General features: G+C 72.2%; 16 protein-coding genes and 1 riboswitch. Of the genes, 5 read left to right on the forward strand and 11 right to left on the reverse strand.

All coding sequences use genetic code 11. The features are described from left to right. Positions 1–9: 9 nt before the first annotated feature. The gene (locus ABT336_RS17045) at positions 10–918 is read left to right on the forward strand and encodes a hypothetical protein (RefSeq protein WP_350897568.1); all 909 of its coding nucleotides are present in this window, start codon (positions 10–12) and stop codon (positions 916–918) included. Between the two features lie 19 nt (positions 919–937). On the opposite strand, the gene pspM is transcribed toward ABT336_RS17045, so the two are convergent. The 6 genes from pspM to rimO form a co-directional block, all read right to left on the reverse strand. Then, entirely contained in the window at positions 938–1,729 is a 792-nt protein-coding gene (pspM, locus tag ABT336_RS17050) for a phage shock envelope stress response protein PspM (RefSeq protein ID WP_350897569.1), read from the reverse strand. 74 nt (positions 1,730–1,803) lie between these two features. Then, positions 1,804–2,682: a PspA/IM30 family protein gene (locus tag ABT336_RS17055; protein WP_350897570.1), complete on the reverse strand. Its 879-nt coding sequence runs from the start codon at positions 2,680–2,682 to the stop codon at positions 1,804–1,806. Positions 2,683–2,882: 200 nt separating this feature from the next. Further along, positions 2,883–3,329 (reverse strand): helix-turn-helix domain-containing protein, encoded by a 447-nt coding sequence (locus ABT336_RS17060; RefSeq protein ID WP_350897571.1) that lies wholly within the window; start codon positions 3,327–3,329, stop codon positions 2,883–2,885. A gap of 203 nt (positions 3,330–3,532) precedes the next feature. Next, positions 3,533–4,051, reverse strand: a complete 519-nt coding sequence (locus ABT336_RS17065) for a CinA family protein (RefSeq protein ID WP_350897572.1) — start codon at positions 4,049–4,051, stop codon at positions 3,533–3,535. Positions 4,052–4,160: 109 nt separating this feature from the next. Continuing rightward, positions 4,161–4,745 (reverse strand): CDP-diacylglycerol--glycerol-3-phosphate 3-phosphatidyltransferase, encoded by a 585-nt coding sequence (pgsA, locus tag ABT336_RS17070; RefSeq protein ID WP_350897573.1) that lies wholly within the window; start codon positions 4,743–4,745, stop codon positions 4,161–4,163. A gap of 68 nt (positions 4,746–4,813) precedes the next feature. After that, positions 4,814–6,316: a 30S ribosomal protein S12 methylthiotransferase RimO gene (gene rimO, locus ABT336_RS17075; RefSeq protein WP_350897574.1), complete on the reverse strand. Its 1,503-nt coding sequence runs from the start codon at positions 6,314–6,316 to the stop codon at positions 4,814–4,816. Positions 6,317–6,402: 86 nt separating this feature from the next. Further along, positions 6,403–6,474: riboswitch (guanidine-III (ykkC-III) riboswitch) on the forward strand. A 77-nt stretch (positions 6,475–6,551) separates the two neighbouring features. Between rimO and sugE the strand changes: the two genes are divergently transcribed. Then, positions 6,552–6,866: a quaternary ammonium compound efflux SMR transporter SugE gene (gene sugE, locus ABT336_RS17080; RefSeq protein WP_350897575.1), complete on the forward strand. Its 315-nt coding sequence runs from the start codon at positions 6,552–6,554 to the stop codon at positions 6,864–6,866. 89 nt (positions 6,867–6,955) lie between these two features. After that, positions 6,956–7,201 carry a hypothetical protein gene (locus tag ABT336_RS17085; protein ID WP_350897576.1) on the forward strand — a complete coding sequence of 82 codons (246 nt, stop codon included), beginning with the start codon at positions 6,956–6,958 and terminating at the stop codon, positions 7,199–7,201. 113 nt (positions 7,202–7,314) lie between these two features. On the opposite strand, the gene ABT336_RS17090 is transcribed toward ABT336_RS17085, so the two are convergent. After that, positions 7,315–9,789 (reverse strand): FtsK/SpoIIIE family DNA translocase, encoded by a 2,475-nt coding sequence (locus ABT336_RS17090; protein ID WP_350897577.1) that lies wholly within the window; start codon positions 9,787–9,789, stop codon positions 7,315–7,317. 119 nt (positions 9,790–9,908) lie between these two features. Between ABT336_RS17090 and ABT336_RS17095 the strand changes: the two genes are divergently transcribed. Together ABT336_RS17095 and ABT336_RS17100 are read left to right on the forward strand one after the other, a co-directional pair. Next, positions 9,909–10,376, forward strand: coding sequence for a type III secretion system chaperone family protein (locus ABT336_RS17095; RefSeq protein WP_350897578.1), 468 nt, complete (start codon positions 9,909–9,911; stop codon positions 10,374–10,376). Beyond that, positions 10,373–12,025, forward strand: coding sequence for a YbjN domain-containing protein (locus ABT336_RS17100; protein ID WP_350897579.1), 1,653 nt, complete (start codon positions 10,373–10,375; stop codon positions 12,023–12,025). The genes ABT336_RS17095 and ABT336_RS17100 overlap by 4 nt, the downstream gene beginning before the upstream one ends. Positions 12,026–12,221: 196 nt before the next feature. On the opposite strand, the gene ABT336_RS17105 is transcribed toward ABT336_RS17100, so the two are convergent. The 4 genes from ABT336_RS17105 to ABT336_RS17120 all read right to left on the reverse strand — a co-directional run. Further along, on the reverse strand, positions 12,222–13,436 hold the full coding sequence (locus ABT336_RS17105; protein ID WP_350897580.1) for a S1 family peptidase: 1,215 nt from the start codon (positions 13,434–13,436) through the stop codon (positions 12,222–12,224). A 197-nt stretch (positions 13,437–13,633) separates the two neighbouring features. Next, positions 13,634–15,322 carry a ribonuclease J gene (locus ABT336_RS17110; protein WP_350897581.1) on the reverse strand — a complete coding sequence of 563 codons (1,689 nt, stop codon included), beginning with the start codon at positions 15,320–15,322 and terminating at the stop codon, positions 13,634–13,636. Between the two features lie 85 nt (positions 15,323–15,407). Beyond that, a complete protein-coding gene (gene dapA, locus ABT336_RS17115; RefSeq protein ID WP_350897582.1) occupies positions 15,408–16,334 on the reverse strand; it encodes a 4-hydroxy-tetrahydrodipicolinate synthase in 927 nt (308 codons plus the stop codon). A 54-nt stretch (positions 16,335–16,388) separates the two neighbouring features. Further along, positions 16,389–16,595 (reverse strand): FAD-dependent thymidylate synthase (locus ABT336_RS17120; RefSeq protein ID WP_350897583.1); only part of this gene is annotated, 207 nt, incomplete at its 5' end.

Genomic DNA, 16,595 nt, shown 5'->3' on the forward strand with positions numbered 1-16,595 from the left:
AGCACCGTCATGAACCCGCGCACCGACGACGAGTGGGTCACCTTCATGGCGGCCTACCTGGAGGCCACCGCATCCGGCAAGATCTCCCGGTCCGAGAGCGGGAAGGTGGTCTTCGACGACGACGCGTTGGACCCGGGGATGTACGACCGGCTGACCCGCTGGAAGGACGTCAACTCCCCCGAGTACTGCGGCCGGGCCAGCATGCCCCTTCGCATCCGGCAGCAGCTCGAACTCGACGGGATCCTGCCGCCCGGGTCCGGGTCCATGATCCGAGAGGTGGGGGGTGAACTGGTGGTGACTCCCGCCCTGCGGATAGCAGCCATGCAGCGGCTCGCCCAGCGTCTGCGAGGGCGACTCCCCACCATGAAGGACGTGATCGAGGTGGAGGCCTGGCGGGTCAAGGTGAGCCCTCTGAATCCGCTGATAACGCCAGAGCGGATCACTGTCGACTTTCCGATCGGAAGGCGACTGTACGACCTGCACAAGTACTCGGATGTCAGCAGGGACGAGCTACGGACCATCTCGCAACTCGGTTGGACGGACGCAGTCCGAAACAGGCACCAGGCCCAGCGATGCAGCGAGGCCAACCGTTATCGGCCGGGTCCGGTGAACCGGGACTTCCCCGCGTCGTACGTTCCCGGCACACCGGGGACCCTCTTTGCCCGGAGGCGAGACGCACCAGAGGATCCCCCCATGGTGCCCTCGTACCGTCGACCGCCGGAGTACCCGGGACCGGAACAGGGGTCGTCGCCCTCCCCCGTGATCGTGCCGGCTGACGACAGTCAGCTCACCGCCGGGATCGCGGGCATGAGGCTCGGAGATCAGCCACCGGCCTACTCCCTACCGCCCAGCGGCCCGTCCCACCAGACGTCGCGCGGGTACAGGCAGCAACCGGGGAACCAGGGCCGAGGGATGTAGACCGGTTCGGCCCCGCAGGTCAGGTGGTCGGGGTCCGGATCGGGGCGGGGGCGGCGGCGCGGAGTTCGGCGAGGGCCGACGAGACCCCGTGTAGCAGGTCGGTCGCCTCGGCCAGCCGGGCGGCGGCAACGTGCTCGGTGGTCGCCGGTCGGGAGTCCTCGGCGAGGAACCCGGCGGCGGCGACCACCAACTGCTCGTAGGCGGCGACCCCGCTGTCCAGCTGGGCGACCAACTCCTGGTGGACGTCGGCGAGCGGGGACCGGGGCTGGGCCGGGGCCAGGTGCAGCGCCCGCTCGACACTCACCACCCGCCCGGCCAGCTCCCGCAGTGACCTGTCCGCGTCGGCCGCCTGCTCCAGGGCGGGGGCGGCGAGTCCGGTCAGCCGACCGGACATCCCGCCGAGCGCCAGCGCCGCCTGGTCCAGGCGGCCCCAGAGCGGGGCGACGGAGGTGCCCCGCATCGCGTACCGGGAGCGCACCCGGCGTACCTCGGCCAGGACACCCGGTCCGGCCGGGAGCCGCTCGACGGCGGCGACCAGGCGGGCCCGGTTGCGGGCGGCGACCTCGGCCGGGTCGACCGGCGGGGGTGCCGGCTGGGCGGCGAGTGCCTTCAGGTCGATCCAACGCCAGGCCGCCATCGCGATGGCGGTCCCGGCGGCACCGGCCCAGGCCGCGTCCGGCAGCCCGATCCCGGCGTACGGGATGAGGACGGCGGCGGTGCCGCCGAGCCCACCGGCGGCGACGCTCCACCGACGGGCCGAGCGCCGAAGCTTGCCCAGCCGACGGAAGTAGCGTGCTCGTTCGTCCGCCATCCCTACCCCCTTGGGTCCCCGGGTCGACGACGGCCCCGGATCACCGGTGGCCGTCGCCGGCAGCCGTCCTCTGCTCAGCCGGCGGCCGAGCTGTCCCCGGTGTTGCGGTCACGCGACATGTTGGCCCGCAGCTCGTCGAGGCGGGCGGCGGCGGCCGGGTCGCTCGCCGGGGCGGCCTGCTGACCGCCTGCCTGCTGACCGGCGGCCTGGTCCGGCCGGTTGGCGAGCTGCTCACCGGCGAGGCTGGACCGGATCTGCTCCAGCCGGGCAGAGCCCGCCATGTCGATGGTCGACTTCTGGATCTCCATCATCCGCCCCTCGACGGAGTTGCCGGCCAGTTCGGCCCGCCCCATCGCGGTGGAGTAGCGCTGCTCGATCCGGTCCCGGACCTCGTCGAGGGAGGGCGTGTTGGCCGGAGCGGCCATCGAGGACATCGACTCCAGCGAGGCGGCCACGGTCTCCTGCATCTTGGCCTGCTCCAGCTGGCTGAGCAGCTTGCTGCGCTCGGCCAGCTTCTGCTGGAGGATCATCGAGTTGTTCTCCACAGCGCGGCGGGCCTGGGCGGCCGCGGCCAGCGCCTGGTCGTGCAGGGTCTTGAGGTCCTCGGTGGCCTGCTCGGCGGAGACGAGCTGGCTGGCGAGGGTCTGTGCGGACTGCTCGTACTGTCCGGCCTGCGTCTCGTCGCCCTTGGCCCGGGTCTGGTCGGCCAGGACCAGGGCCTGCCGGGCGTTGGCCTGCAGGCGCTCGACCTCGGACATCTGCCGGGACAGCTTCATCTCCAACTGGCGCTGGTTGCCGATGACCGCCGCCGCCTGCTGAACGAGAGCCTGGTGCTGACGTTGGGCCTCTTCGATGGCCTGCTGGATCTGCACCTTGGGATCCGCGTGTTCGTCGATCTTGGCACCGAAGAGCGCCATCAGGTACTTCCAACCCTTGACGAACGGGTTAGCCATCTTCGCCGTGTCCCCTCAGTAGCATCGCTCCGCCTGCGCCGGGCCGGGCAGAGCCGGACCGGCGGTAGCGCGGCACTGTGTCCATCGTCCCAGGCGTTCGCCACCCGGACCCCGGGTACGCCACGGACGCCGACCAGGCCAGCGCTCGTGCGCCAACCCTACGCGGCGGAAACCACCCTCGGCCACGCCGGGAGCAAGCTTCAGGCAGCGCAGACCACGTCTCGGTCGGCCGACCGGACCCGGCTGCTACGCAGGGTGGCCTTCAACGGCGATTCCTGACGCACCGAGACGGCGACGGCGCCGTCGGAGCCGACCTGGCGCACCCCTCGGGCCCCGGCCCTGCCGACAGCGGTCGCGGGCACCGGCTGCGCAGCGGACTCTCCCCCGACCGGCACCAGCACCCCCGGCATCTGCTCGGCCAGGGCGACGGTGTCGCTGACCTCGCGCAACAGCTCGGAGAGGCGGGCACCCAGCGCGTCGCAGATGGCGGCGAGCAGCTCGCTGGAGGGTTCCTTCTGGCCGCGCTCGATCTCCGAGAGGTAGCCGAGGCTGACGTTGGCGGCCGAGGACACCTCACGCAGGGTGCGGTGCTGCCCCTGTCGGCGGGCCCGCAGCGCATCCCCGATCACGCGGCGTAGCAGGACCATCGCACCTCCCCCTCTCAGGGACGACCACCCGGCAGAGTCACGCCGCACGCCGTGTCACCACGGCCATGCCGGCGGATCACCCGGCCTTCCCGCAACCGTACCCGGTGCCGCGCCCGCTGACATCCTCCCCCGCCCATGGATCCCCGGGCCGGGAGCGCCGCTGACTGCCGGCTCCGGGCCACCGGGACGCCTCGGGCACCACCTCACCGGAGGACGGCGTCGAGGGCGTCGATCCGTTCGGCGAGCAGGCGCAGCGCCTCGATCACGGTGGCCGACCGGATGTGCTCCCGACCCCCGTCGAGGTCGAGTTGCCGTACCGTCGTCCCGTCGGGGCCGGCCACCGCGACGAAGACCAGCCCGACCGGCTTGCCGTCCTGCGGCTCCGGCCCGGCGACGCCCGTCGTCGCGACGCACCAGTCCACGTCGCACCGGCGTCGCCCACCCTCGGCGAGGGCGACCGCCACGTCCGCGTCGACGGCGCCCCGCTCGGCCAACAGTGCGGTCGGCACGTCGGCGAGCTGCGCCTTCATGTCGGTGGAGTACACGACCAGCCCGCCCCGGTAGATGCTGCTGACCCCGGCGATCTCCACGATCCCGGCGGCGAGGAGCCCACCGGTGAGCGACTCGACGGTGGCCAGGGTCTCGTGCCGGAGGGCGAGTCGGTGTACTGCGGCGGCAGCCGGGTTACCCACCGGCCGCCGTCCGTGGGCGTCGCTGTTCATACGATCCACACTTCCCCGACCGGACGGGGTCAATCCACCGACCCCGCGCGGATCGATCCGAGGAGGGGCACGCTCTCACCGCCGGCGACGCGGACGCCAGGCCCCGGGATCACCGCCGACGACGCAGACGCCAGGCCCGCAGTGCGTAGTCGAATCCGGTGACCACGGTGACCACCACCGCCGCCGCCATGATCCAACCGCCGACGGCGGCGAGCGGGTCCGGCAGCGGCCAGAGGTACCAGACGATCGCCACGATCTGGAGGGCGGTCTTGAGTTTGCCGCCCCGGCTCGCCGCGATGACGCCGTGCCTGATCACCCAGAACCGCAGCGCCGTGACGCCCACCTCCCGGGCCAGGATCAACCCGGTCACCCACCAGGACAGGTCGCCGTACCAGGACAGCAGCAGCAGCGCCGCCCCGGTCAGCGCCTTGTCCGCGATCGGGTCGGCCACCTTGCCGACCGCTGTGACCAGCGAGAACCGACGGGCGATCCACCCGTCGACGACGTCGGTCGCCGAGGCGAAGGCAAAGGTCAGACAGGCCACGATCTGCCAGCCCGGCCGGTCCATCTGGGAGACGATCACCAGGGCCACGAAGACCGGCACGAGCACCAACCGCAGTGCGGTCAGGGCGTTGGCAGGGTTGACCACCGGTACCGCGGTGACCACCGGGCTCGCTTCCGTCGTCGGGCTCACCGCAGCGTCCCGCTGCGGTCTGTCCGGTCCCGCGCCACTCGACTCCCCCGCTCCGTTCCGGGCCGCCGTCACCGCGCCGCGCCGGGCGCCGCCGAGATCATCTCATCCGGTACGGCCACCAGGTCGACCCCTTCGGTGTCGGTGACGGTGGCCCGGACCAGATCGCCGGGGCGCAACGCGGCCAGGTCCACGCCGCCGCCGTCCGGGGCGACCAGGGTGGTGGAGCCGTCCACCTCGGGGGCCTGGTGGGCCGCCCGGCCCTCCACGACCCCGTCGGCGACGGTGTCGACGAGCACCTCGACGATGCTGCCGAGCCGCTCCTCGGCCCGCTGGGAGCAGAGTTCGTCGGCCAACGCGCTGATCTTGTCGTACCGGCGTTTCACTGTGGCGGCGGCGACCTTGCCGGAAAGCCCGGCGGCCTCGGTGCCGTCCTCGTCGCTGTAGTCGAAGACGCCGATCGCGTCGAGCCGCGCCTCGGTCAGGAACCGAACCAGTTCCTCGACGTCGGCCCGGGTCTCCCCGGGGAAGCCGACGATGAAGTTGCTCCGCGCGCCGGCCGCCGGGTCCAGCGCCCGTGCGGAGGCGAGCAGCTCCAGGAACCGGTCGGTGGAGCCGAACCGACGCATCCGACGCAGCACCGGCTCGCTGGAGTGCTGGAAGGAGAGGTCGAAGTAGGCCGCCACACCGGGGGTGGTGGCTATCGCCTCGACCAGCCCGGGGCGGGTCTCGGCGGGTTGCAGGTAGCTGGCGCGGACCCGGACGATGCCGTCGACGGCGGCCAACTGCGGCAGCAGCTTCTCCAACGCCCGGGGGTCCCCCAGGTCCTTGCCGTAGGAGGTGGAGTTCTCGCTGACCAGGACCAGCTCCCGGACGCCCGTCCCGGCCAGCCACTCCGCCTCGGCGAGCAGCTCGTCGGGGGTACGCGAGACGAACGCCCCCCGGAAGGCGGGAATGGCGCAGAACGCACAGCGGCGGTCGCATCCGCTGGCCAGCTTCAACGACGCGACAGGCCCGGTGTCGAGCCGACGGCGCAGCACCTGACGCAGGTGCGCCGGGGTCCGCTCGTCCAGGGCCGGGTCGGCGGGATCCGGGGCCGGAGCACCGTGGCCGGGCAGCACCACCGCGCTGTCGCGCCGGGCCACCGGCGTCAGCGGAAGCAGCTCACGCCGGTCCCGGGGGGTGTGCGCGGCGAGGGGGGCACCGGCGACGACAGCGTCGAGCCGGGCGGCGATGTCGGGGTAGTCGTCGAAGCTGAGCACCGCCTGCGCCTCGGGGAGACTGTCGGCGAGCTCGCGACCGTACCGCTCGGCCATGCACCCGGCGGCGACCACCTTGGCACCGGTGTCGGCGGCGGCCAGCAGGGTCTGGATCGAGTCCTGCTTCGCCTTCTCCACGAAGCCACAGGTATTGACGACCACCACGTCGGCGCCCTCGCCGTCGGTGGTGACCTGCCAGCCGTCGGCGTGCAGCCGGGCGGCCAGCTCCTCCGAATCGACCTCGTTGCGGGCACAACCAAGAGTCAGCAGGGCGACGCGACGGCCCGGCTCGGCGGAAGGGGAGGTGGCAGACACGGTCCGAGGGTACCGGGCCGACCCGGGGGAGCGTCGACGGCGGCGACGTCACCGGTCGCCCCTGGTCGACGGTGCTAGGGTCACCGAAGGCGGCCCGGTGTCGACGAGCCGCCCCGGACGAGTCGTGGGCGTACCCGGTCATGCGAAGACGCCCCGAGTTCACCACCGTGCCTTCGGGTGCGGTGACCGACTCGTCCCGGCCCCGGTGGTCGGGCCCACCCACCGAGGTGACGTCATGGCCTGGATCGTATTGGTGGTCTCCGGGGTGTTGGAGACGGTCTGGGCGATCGCCCTGGGCCGCAGCGCCGGTTTCACCCGGCTCACCCCCACCCTTGTCTTCCTGGGCGCTCTCGTGCTCAGCATGTTCGGTCTGGCGTACGCGCTGCGCGAGATCCCGATCGGCACCGGGTACGCGATCTGGGTCGGTATCGGCGCTGTGGGCACCGCCCTGGTCGGCATGCTGTTCCTCGGCGAGTCGACGAGTCTCCTGCGGGTGCTGAGTCTGCTGCTGGTGGTCGCCGGCGTGATCGGTCTCAAGCTCTTCCATTGATCCCGGTACGGGCCGTGCTGTTTGGACAGTGCACCGGCGTGGGTACTGCCGGACCGACGCCGAACAGCACGACACCAGGAGGAGAGATCATGGCCAACACCCACGCCGGGACCCGCTCGAACACCAGCGCCGCCCGCATCTGCACGATTCTCGGATTCGTCTTCGCCGGGGTCGGCCTCTTCCTGTTCCCGCTGCTGTTCGGCCTGGTCGCGGTGGCCCTCGGGGTCGCCGGAGCGGTCCAGGGCGACAAGCCCCTCGGCTGGTACGCCGCCGCCGCCGGGGTCGGTGCGATTCTGATCAACATGCTGCTCGGCGCGCTGATCATGGGTGGCTGACCCGCCCACCGCACCAGCCGTACGCTCTCGACGGGCCCGCCGGACACCGGCGGGCCCTCGTGCGCGGTGACCCGGTCAGTCGCCGCCGCGCAGCCCGGCGCGCGGTGGCCCGGTCAGTCGCCGCCGCGCAGGCCGACCAGGACCTCCTCCAGTTCGTCCGGCTTGACCAGGACGTCGCGGGCCTTCGAGCCCTCGGAGGGTCCCACCACCCCCCGGGTCTCCATCAGGTCCATCAACCGGCCCGCCTTGGCGAAGCCGACCCGCAGCTTGCGCTGCAACATCGAGGTCGACCCGAACTGCGAGGTCACCACCAACTCCACCGCCTGCACCAGCAGGTCCAGGTCGTCGCCGATCTCCTCGTCGATCTTCTTCTTGCTGTCCTGCGCCGGGGCGAGCACGTCGGAGCGGAACTCCGGCTCCCGCTGGTCCTTGCAGAACTTCACCACATCGGCGATCTCGCCCTCGGTGACCCAGGCGCCCTGGATCCGGATCGGCTTGGACGCCCCCATCGGCAGGAACAACCCGTCACCCCGACCGAGGAGCTTCTCCGCACCCGGCTGGTCCAGGATGACCCGGGAGTCGGCCAACGAGGAGGTGGCGAAGGCCAGCCGGGACGGCACGTTCGCCTTGATCAGACCGGTGACCACGTCGACGCTGGGCCGCTGGGTCGCCAGCACGAGGTGGATCCCGGCCGCCCGGGCCAGCTGGGTGATCCGGACCACCGAGTCCTCCACGTCGCGGGGCGCGACCATCATCAGGTCGGCCAGCTCGTCGACGATCACCAGCAGGTACGGGTACGGCCGCATCTCCCGTTCGCTGCCCGGCGGTGCCGTGATCTCACCGGTACGGACCTTGCGGTTGAAGTCGTCGATGTGCCGGACCCCGTTGGCGGCGAGGTCGTCGTAGCGCATGTCCATCTCACGGACCACCCACTCCAGCGAGTCGGCGGCCTTCTTGGCGTTCGTCACGATCGGGGTGACCAGGTGCGGGATGCCTTCGTAACTGGTCATCTCCACCCTCTTCGGGTCGATCAGCAGCAGCCGCACCTCGTCCGGGGTGGACCGGGTCAGGATCGACACCAGCAGCGAGTTCAGGCACGACGACTTGCCGGCACCGGTAGCGCCCGCCACCAAAATGTGAGGCATCTTCGCAAGATTGGCCACGACGTAGCCGCCCTCGATGTCCTTGCCGAGCGCCACCACCATCGGATGGTGGTCGCTGGTCGCCGCCCGGGACCGCAGGACGTCGCCGAGGGACACGTTCTCCGGGTCGGTGTTCGGGATCTCCACGCCCACCGCGCTCTTGCCCGGGATCGGGCTGAGGATGCGGACGTCCGGCGACTTCACCGCGTACGCGATGTTGCGGGAGAGCTGGGTGATCCGCTCGACCTTCACGCCGTGCCCCAGCTCGACCTCGTACCTGGTGACGGTCGGCCCCCGGGTGAAGCCGGTGACGTCGGCGTCCACCCCGAACTGCTCGAACACCCCCCGCAGGGCGGTGATCACCTCGTCGTTGGCCTTGCTGCGGGTCTTCGGTGCGGCACCGGAGGAGAGCAGGTTCGCCGGAGGCAGGGTGTAGTCCCCGGCCATGCCGGTCAACGCCAGCTGCTCGGCCCGGGTGGGCGCGGGCGAGTGCTCCGGGGGGTCCACCGGCTTGCGACCGGCCGGCACCCTCCCCGGCGGCTTGCGGGGCAGGACCAGGGTCTCGTGGACCTCGACCGGCTCGTCGTCGCTGTCGTCGTCGAAGTCCTCAGGTTCGGACGGCGGGGCGGGCGCGGCCTTCTTCGCCGGCCGACGGCGGGGCCGGCGGGGAGCCGGGGCCGGTGCTGCGGCCTCCTCCTCGTCGTCGGTCCGCGGCTGCCCCACCACGGTCCCGGCGAGCAACCCGAGGCGTTCGGGGATCTTGTTGATCGGGGTGGCGGTCACCACCAGCAGACCGAAGACCAGCAGCAGGAGCAGCAACGGCACCGCCACCCAGCCGGTCACCGCCCCCTTGAGCAGGTCACCGACCCCGGCACCGACCAGCCCACCGGCGTAGTCGCGCTGGACGTGGTCGACAGGGGCCTGTCCGATGTGCAGCAGGGCCGCGAAGGCCACCAGCATCGAACCCCAGCCGACCAGACCGCGCCCCCGGTGTTCCGGGTCGGACGGCTCGCTCATCAACCGCCACGCGCCGATCGACAGCAGCACCGGGACCACGATGGAGATCGCCCCGAGGAAGAGGCGGACCGTGTCGGCGAGACGGGCGCCCACCGGCCCCGCCCCGGAGAACCAGATCGCCACCGCGCTGAGCAGGGCCAGGCCGAAGACGAGCAGCCCCGCGCCGTCCCGGCGGTGCTCCGGGTCGATGTCCCTGGCGGACGCGGCCTGCCGCCCGGCGGCCCGCACCGCCCACCCGACGCCGTGTGCCACCCCCATCCAGACCGCACCGACGGCCCGGCCGACGTACTGGGCGGGGCCCGGACGGGCCGCCGCCTTCCGCCGGACCGGAGCCTTCGCCTTCTTCGGCGGTTGGCGGGCACGGTTGTTAGTGGTACCGCGCGGCGACGCGCCGCGTCGCCGACTCGCCTGAGGGGTACGGCCCGCCATAAGGTCACCGTAACGGCGTGAGCCGGTGGACCGCCGCTTTTGCGGGTCGTGTCCGCGCGTCGCAACACGGGCTACGTCGCCGATCGTGATATTCGCCTCTCTACGAGAAGGTAGGTCGGATGGAGTCGCCGGTCCGTTCCGACGATCCGCTCGGCGGTTCCCCGTCGACGCTGCGCCCGTTGACCGACGACCTGGTCGCCGCCGTCCTCGCCCACCGGGGGTATCCGGTCCAGACCGGACCCGACGGCACCCGCTACGCCCGGTGGGGGGACACCGTCGTGTGGTTCCTGCGCCTCGGCGACGCCGGGGAGCTGTTGCAGATCCGTACGGTGGCAGCACCGACCTTCGACATCCACCGGGTGCCGCAGCTGCACGCCTTCTGCGACCTGTGGAACCACGACCAGCTCTGGCCCAAGGCGTTCGTGCACGTCGACGACGCCGGTCGGGCCCGGGTGCACGGCGAGGTCGTCACCGACCTGGAACGCGGGGTCACCCCGCACCAGTTGGACCGGCTGGTCGACAGGGGGGTCTCGGCGGGACGCGGACTCGCCGCCGCCGTCGACGACGTACCCGGTGGTCTGCGGTGAGCGGGCCCCCGGCCCGCCGGGAGTGGGTCGACGGCCTGGTCGGGCCCGCCGACCGGAGCCTCGCCGAGGCGTTGGCCGAGGCCCGGGACCGGCCCGACTCCCCGGACCGGGTCGCCCGACTGGAGCGGGTGGCGCTCTACGCCGACGCCCTCGGCGACATCCGGTACGGCGTCGAGGCCCGCCTCGACCTCATCGACGCCTACCTGCACCGGGGGGAGGCGTGGCGGCTGTACGAACCGGTCCGGCACTGCCACGACCTGCTCGACCGGGCCGGCGGACCGCCTGTCGGCCCGGCGCTGCGCCGGTACCAGCGACACGCCGTCGAGGCGCTGCTCGGGACTCCCCGGGTGGCCCTGACCGAGGCCCGGTCCATGCTGGAGGACCTGGCCCGACGCTCGGCGGTGGACGGTCGACGGGCCGACGGAGTCCCCTCCCAGGTGGTGGCGGAGCTGCACTGCCGGATCGCCGACCATCTCGGGGACGAGCCCGCCGCCCGCCGGTGGTACGACAGGTGGCGTGACGCGGCACCCGACCCGGCTGCCGGTTGCCCCGGTTGCCTCCCGGTACGCCGGGCGGAACTCCTCGCCGGATGGGGTGACCCGAGCGGGGCCCTGGCCGAGTTGGCCCCGGCCCTCGACGGAACGGACTGCTGCACGGACCAGCCGGAGGCCGCCGCTGCGGTGGGGCTGCTGCAGTGGCTGCGCTGCGGTGAGCCCGACCGCGCGGCGCAGGCACACGTGCTGGCGTACCGGCGGCACCGTCGGGAACCCACCGGATACGGGTACCTCGTCCACCACCTGCGGTTCTGTGCCCTCAGCGGCAACCCCGAGCGGGGCCTGTCGATCCTCGCCGAACAGTTGCCCCGCCTCGACCGGGCACCCGACGACCGGCGGCTGATGGAGTTCGCCGCCGGTGCCGCCCTGGTGTGTGCGGTGGCGGTGGAGGCCGGGTTGGGCGGGCGCACCCTGCGCCGACCGGCGTACGGTTCCCGACCGGCGGCCACCCTGGACGTGGCGGCGCTCGGACACGACCTGCTCGCCACGGCCACCGCGCTGGCCGGGAGCTTCGACGCCCGCAACGGCACGGGGCACCAGTCCGGCCGGATCGCCGCCTGGCTCGCCGAACGGCCGTCCGGCCCCCGGGTGCCGTTGCCGTTGCCGTTGTCCGGCGACGGCGACGGCGACGGCGACGGCGACGATCCGGACACGGCCCCGCCGGAACGAGACGAGCCGACCGGTGGGGTGCTCGCCCCGCTGCGCCTTTCGATGATCAGGTCGGTGCTCGACGACCGGGGTGACGACTACACGGTGGACGACACCGGGACCGTGCTCGGCAGGTGGGGTGGAACCCTGATCCAGTTCCGCCGGCTCGGCGACGACGGGGAGATCCTCCAGGCCCGGGTGGCCGCCGTGCGCCGACTGCCGGCGTCCCGCCTCGCCGAGGCGTACGTGTTCTGCAACGCCTGGAACCATGACCGGCTGCTCCCCCGGGCCTTCGTGCACGACCTCGGCACCGGGGAACTGGTCCTCGCCGGGGACGTCACCACCGACCTGGCGTACGGTGTCGCCCCCGACCAGCTCGCCGTGCTTATCGACTCGGCCCTGACCACCGGGGTCGCGTACGCCGACGCCGTCGCCGCCCTCCCCTGACCACCAGCGTGCCCCGCTGCGCAGCAGGCTGTGCGGCCCCTCCGAAGGACCTTGGAAGCCGCTGGCCCCTCCGGGGGCCGAAAGCTTCCAAGATCACGGAACCGGACGGCCAGGATCAGAACCGGACGGCCAAGAACACGGAACCGGACGGCCAAGAACACGGAACCGGACGGTCAGGGGAGGCGGAAGCGGACCGTCAGGAGAAGAGGCGGCCGAACAGGTTGCGGCGGGCGGGCTGCTGGACGGCCGCCGCGTTGCCGACGGTGACCAGGGTCAGGTTGTTCGCCGCCAGGATCTCGTTCACCGGCTGGAAGAAGGTGATCCCGCCGAACCGGCAGTCGCCGGAGCCGCCGGAGGTGACCCCCTGCGCCTGGTTGCCGGAGAGCCAGGAGCCACCCGAGTCACCGGGCTCGGCGCAGACGTTGGTCCGGGTCAGGCCGGTGACCGTACCCTCCGGGTAGTTGACTGTGGTGTTCTTGGCCTGGACGACCCCGCAGCGGGCGCCGGTGGTGGAGCCGGAGCGGCAGATCGAGGAACCGACAGGGGCCTCCAGGGAGCCGACCACCGGGACCAGACCCCCGGCGAAGTCGTTCACCACCGGCTGCGGCACCCAGTCGTCGCTGGTCCGGACGAACGCCCAGTCGTCCCCCGGGAAGGACGACGACCGGAAGACCCCCTGGGCCACCTGGTTGGTGCCGACGGTCCGGTCACCCGGCGTCCCGCAGTGTCCGGCGGTGACGAACCCGCCGACCACCGAGAACCCGACCGAGCAGCGGCCGGGGCCGTTGAGGTAGGCGTCCCCGCCCCGCAGGTCGAACAGCAGCCGGGGCGACTCGACCGTGGCGTCCACCCGGGCCGCCTGCCGGGGCACCCCGCTGCGGTCCACGAAACGCCATCCCGCGTCCTCGGCACCCGGCTGGGCCAGCACCACAACGGAGTTGTCGGTGACGTCGACGTACCAGCCGGAGACCGCGTCGGAGGCCGCCGACCCGGAGCGGTCCATGGCGGACTTCAGGGTGTCGAGCTGGGTCAGACCCCGGGACACCAGCTTCGGCTGCGCCCCGGCCGCGCGGACCCGCTGCGCCTGGTCTCGGTCGGCGACCGCGACGTTCAGGGTACGGCCGTCCTCGCCGAGCCAGGCACCCCCGTACGCCGCACCGAGGTCGTCGCTGAGGTCGGTGACCACACCGGCCGCCCACCGTTCCCGGTCCAGTCGACGCAGCGCCTCGTCCCGGGTCAGCCCCAGGTCGCGGCGCATCGCGTCGACCACTGCCGGGGCCGGCTCCGCCGAGAGGGCCGGGGCACCGCCGGAGGCGGGTTCCTCCCCGGCGAAGGACGGCAGGGTGATCGCCGTCGCCGCTCCCACCGCCACGACCACCACGCCGATGGCTGTCATCCGTCTGCGGTCCATCCGCCACGCTCCTCCCGGCCGGCCCGGTCTGGCCTGCCTCGTCGGAGTACGGTCGGGGACCCTCCACCGGTTGAAGGAATCGGCGACGAACTGTTCCGAACGGGTGGTTGAACCATCGAGGCCGGCCACCCGTACCCGGGTGACCGGCCTCGTCGGACGAGCGTGGTCCGCCGCCGGTCGACGGCGGACCGACCGGGTCAGACCTCGACGACGTTCGGCACGATCATCGGCCGACGGCGGTACGCGTCGTTCACCCACCGGCCCACGGTCCGCCTGACGATCTGCTGGAGCTGGTGCGGGTCGGTGATCCCGTCGGCGGCGGCACGGTTGAGCGCCTCGGTGATCAACGGCACCACCGGGTTGAACGCCGCCGGGTCCTCGGAGAAGCCCTTCGCCGAGACGGTCGGCCCGCCGACCACCTTCCCGGTGACGGAGTCGACCACCACTGTCGCGGCGATGAACCCACCGTCACCGAGGACCCGACGCTCGGTGAGCAGGGACTCGCTGACGTCGCCGACGGCGAGACCGTCGACGTAGACGTACCGGCTCTTGACGTGCCCGACCAGGCTGGCCCGACCCTCGACCAGGTCGACCACGTCCCCGTCCTCGCAGAGCACCACCCGGTCCGGGGCGACCCCGGACTCGATGCCGAGGCGGGCGTGGGCCCGCAGGTGCCGCCACTCGCCGTGCACAGGCATCAGGTTGCTCGGCCGGACCACGTTGAGCAGGTAGAGCAGTTCCCCGGCGGGGGCGTGGCCGGAGACGTGCACCTTCGCCACGTCCTTGTGCACCACTGTCGCCCCGGCGCGGGCCAGACGGTTGATCACCCGGTAGACCGAGGTCTCGTTGCCGGGCACCAGCGAGGACGCGAGGACCACAGTGTCGCCGGGGGCGATGGTGATGTGCCGGTGGTCACCGCTGGCCATCCGACCCAGGGCGCTCATCGGCTCCCCCTGGGAACCGGTGGACATGAGCACGATCTGCTCCGGCGGCAGGGCGGTGGCCTCCTCGATGCCGATCACCAGGCCGGACGGGATGTTGAGCAGCCCCAGGTCCCGGGCGATGCCCATGTTGCGGACCATCGAACGGCCGATCAGCGCGACCTTGCGGCCGTGTTCGAGGGCCGAGTCGAAGACCTGCTGCACCCGGTGGACGTGCGAGGCGAACGAGGCGACGATGATCCGCCCCCGGGCCTTGGCGAAGATCGAGTCGAGGACCGGCCCGATCTCCCGCTCCGGGGTGACGAAGCCGGGGATCTCCGCGTTCGTGGAGTCCGACAGGAGCAGGTCGACGCCCTCCGCCCCGAGCCGGGCGAAGCCGGCCAGGTCGGTGATCCGCCCGTCCAGCGGAAGCTGGTCCATCTTGAAGTCACCGGTGTGCAGGACCAACCCGGCGGGGGTACGGACGGCCACCGCGAGGGCGTCCGGAATGGAGTGGTTGACGGCGAAGAACTCGCACTCGAACGGCCCGAGCCGCTCCCGACCCCCCTCCCGGACGGTCAGGGTGTACGGCTGGATCCGCCGCTCGGCGAGCTTCGCCTCGACCAGGGCCAGGGTGAACTGCGAGCCGACCAGCGGGATGTCGGGCTTGTGGGCGAGCAGGTACGGCACCGCGCCGATGTGGTCCTCGTGGCCGTGCGTGAGCACGATGGCCTGTACGTCGGCGAGCCGGTCCAGGATCGGCCCGAAGTCGGGCAGGATCAGGTCCACCCCGGGCTGTTCCACGTCGGGGAAGAGCACCCCGCAGTCGACGATCAGCAGCTTGCCGTCGTACTCGAAGACGGTCATGTTGCGGCCGATGGCGCCGAGTCCGCCGAGCGGGATGATCCGCAGACCGCCCTCCGGCAGCGGCGGGGGCAGTTCCGTCTCGATGTGCGCCTCGGTCACGCGTCCACCTCATTCTGCGGCGCCGTCGTCGGGCACCGGTATCGAGTCCTCGGCGCCGTCACCCGGCACCCGTCTGGTCGTTTCGTCATTCGGGTAGTGCCAACCCCGCCGCCGCACAGTCGGCCCGGAGCTGGTCGATCTCGGCGTCGGTGGCCTCCACCAACGGGGGACGCACCGGCCCGGACGGCATCCCGCAGGCCGCCAGCCCGGCCTTGACCAGGATGGTCCCCTGGGTCCGGAAGATCCCGGTGAACAGCGGCAGGAGCCGCCGGTGCACTGACAACGCGGTCGTCAGGTCACCCTCGTCGTACGCCTCGATCATCTGCTTGGTCAGCGCCCCGGTGAAGTGCGTCGAGGTGCCCACCAGTCCGACGCCGCCCACCGCCAGAGCGGGCAGGGTGAGGGCGTCGTCACCACTGTAGTAGGCCAGCTCGGTCCGGCTGGTCACCCAGGAGTTGGCGGTCAGGTCCCCCTTGGCGTCCTTGACCGCCACGATCCGCCCGTGTTCCGCGAGCCGGACCAGGGTCTCGGTCTCGATCGGGACCCCGGAGCGGTGCGGGATGTCGTAGAGCATGACCGGCAGCCCGGTGGCGTCGGCGACAGCTGTGAAGTGCCGCACCAGCCCGCTCTGCGGCGGCCGGCTGTAGTACGGCGTCACCACCAGAAGGCCGTGCGCGCCGGCCTTCTCGGCGGCGGCGGCCAACTCGATGGTGTGCCTGGTGTCGTTGGTGCCGACCCCGGCGACCACCCGGGCGCTGTCCCCGACCGCCTCGACCACGGCCCGGACCAGGCGTTCCTTCTCCGCGTCCGTCGTGGTCGGTGACTCGCCGGTGGTGCCGTTGACCACCAGCGCGTCGTTGCCCTGCTCCTTGACGAGGTATGTGGCCAGCCGGGCGGCGCCGTCGAGGTCGAGGGAACCGTCGACGGTGAAGGGGGTCACCATCGCGGTGAGCAGTCGCCCGAACGGGCGCGACGCGGCCCGGCCAGGGGCGGCAGCGTGGTCGTGGGTCATGCCTTCCAACCTAGCGGACGGTCACCCGAGGCCCGCTCGGGAAGGGTGCAGGACTCACCCGACGTGCGGGCTGGCAGCCACCTCGGTCCCGTCGGGCAGGGTGGAGAGGGCGAAGTCGTCGAAGACGTTCGGGGCGACCCGCTGCAACTGCCGCAGGCACTCCACCGCCAGCTCACGGATCTCCACGTCGGCGTGCTCGGTGGCCCGCATCGCGATGAAGTGCCGCCAGGCCCGGTAGTTGCCGGTGACCACGATCCGGGT

The organism is Micromonospora sp. NPDC000207 (assembly GCF_040300925.1).
Lineage (GTDB): Bacteria > Actinomycetota > Actinomycetes > Mycobacteriales > Micromonosporaceae > Micromonospora.

Excerpts from the sequence above, each read along its gene's own strand:
- ABT336_RS17095 (WP_350897578.1), top strand. The coding sequence starts at position 9,909 with ATGGAGTCGCCGGTCCGTTCCGACGATCCGCTCGGCGGTTCCCCGTCG.
- ABT336_RS17055 (WP_350897570.1), bottom strand. The coding sequence starts at position 2,682 with ATGGCTAACCCGTTCGTCAAGGGTTGGAAGTACCTGATGGCGCTCTTC.
- ABT336_RS17090 (WP_350897577.1), bottom strand. The coding sequence starts at position 9,789 with ATGGCGGGCCGTACCCCTCAGGCGAGTCGGCGACGCGGCGCGTCGCCG.
- pspM (WP_350897569.1), bottom strand. The coding sequence starts at position 1,729 with ATGGCGGACGAACGAGCACGCTACTTCCGTCGGCTGGGCAAGCTTCGG.
- dapA (WP_350897582.1), bottom strand. The coding sequence starts at position 16,334 with ATGACCCACGACCACGCTGCCGCCCCTGGCCGGGCCGCGTCGCGCCCG.
- sugE (WP_350897575.1), top strand. The coding sequence starts at position 6,552 with ATGGCCTGGATCGTATTGGTGGTCTCCGGGGTGTTGGAGACGGTCTGG.
- ABT336_RS17105 (WP_350897580.1), bottom strand. The coding sequence starts at position 13,436 with ATGGACCGCAGACGGATGACAGCCATCGGCGTGGTGGTCGTGGCGGTG.
- ABT336_RS17045 (WP_350897568.1), top strand. The coding sequence starts at position 10 with ATGAACCCGCGCACCGACGACGAGTGGGTCACCTTCATGGCGGCCTAC.
- ABT336_RS17065 (WP_350897572.1), bottom strand. The coding sequence starts at position 4,051 with ATGAACAGCGACGCCCACGGACGGCGGCCGGTGGGTAACCCGGCTGCC.
- ABT336_RS17060 (WP_350897571.1), bottom strand. The coding sequence starts at position 3,329 with ATGGTCCTGCTACGCCGCGTGATCGGGGATGCGCTGCGGGCCCGCCGA.
- ABT336_RS17085 (WP_350897576.1), top strand. The coding sequence starts at position 6,956 with ATGGCCAACACCCACGCCGGGACCCGCTCGAACACCAGCGCCGCCCGC.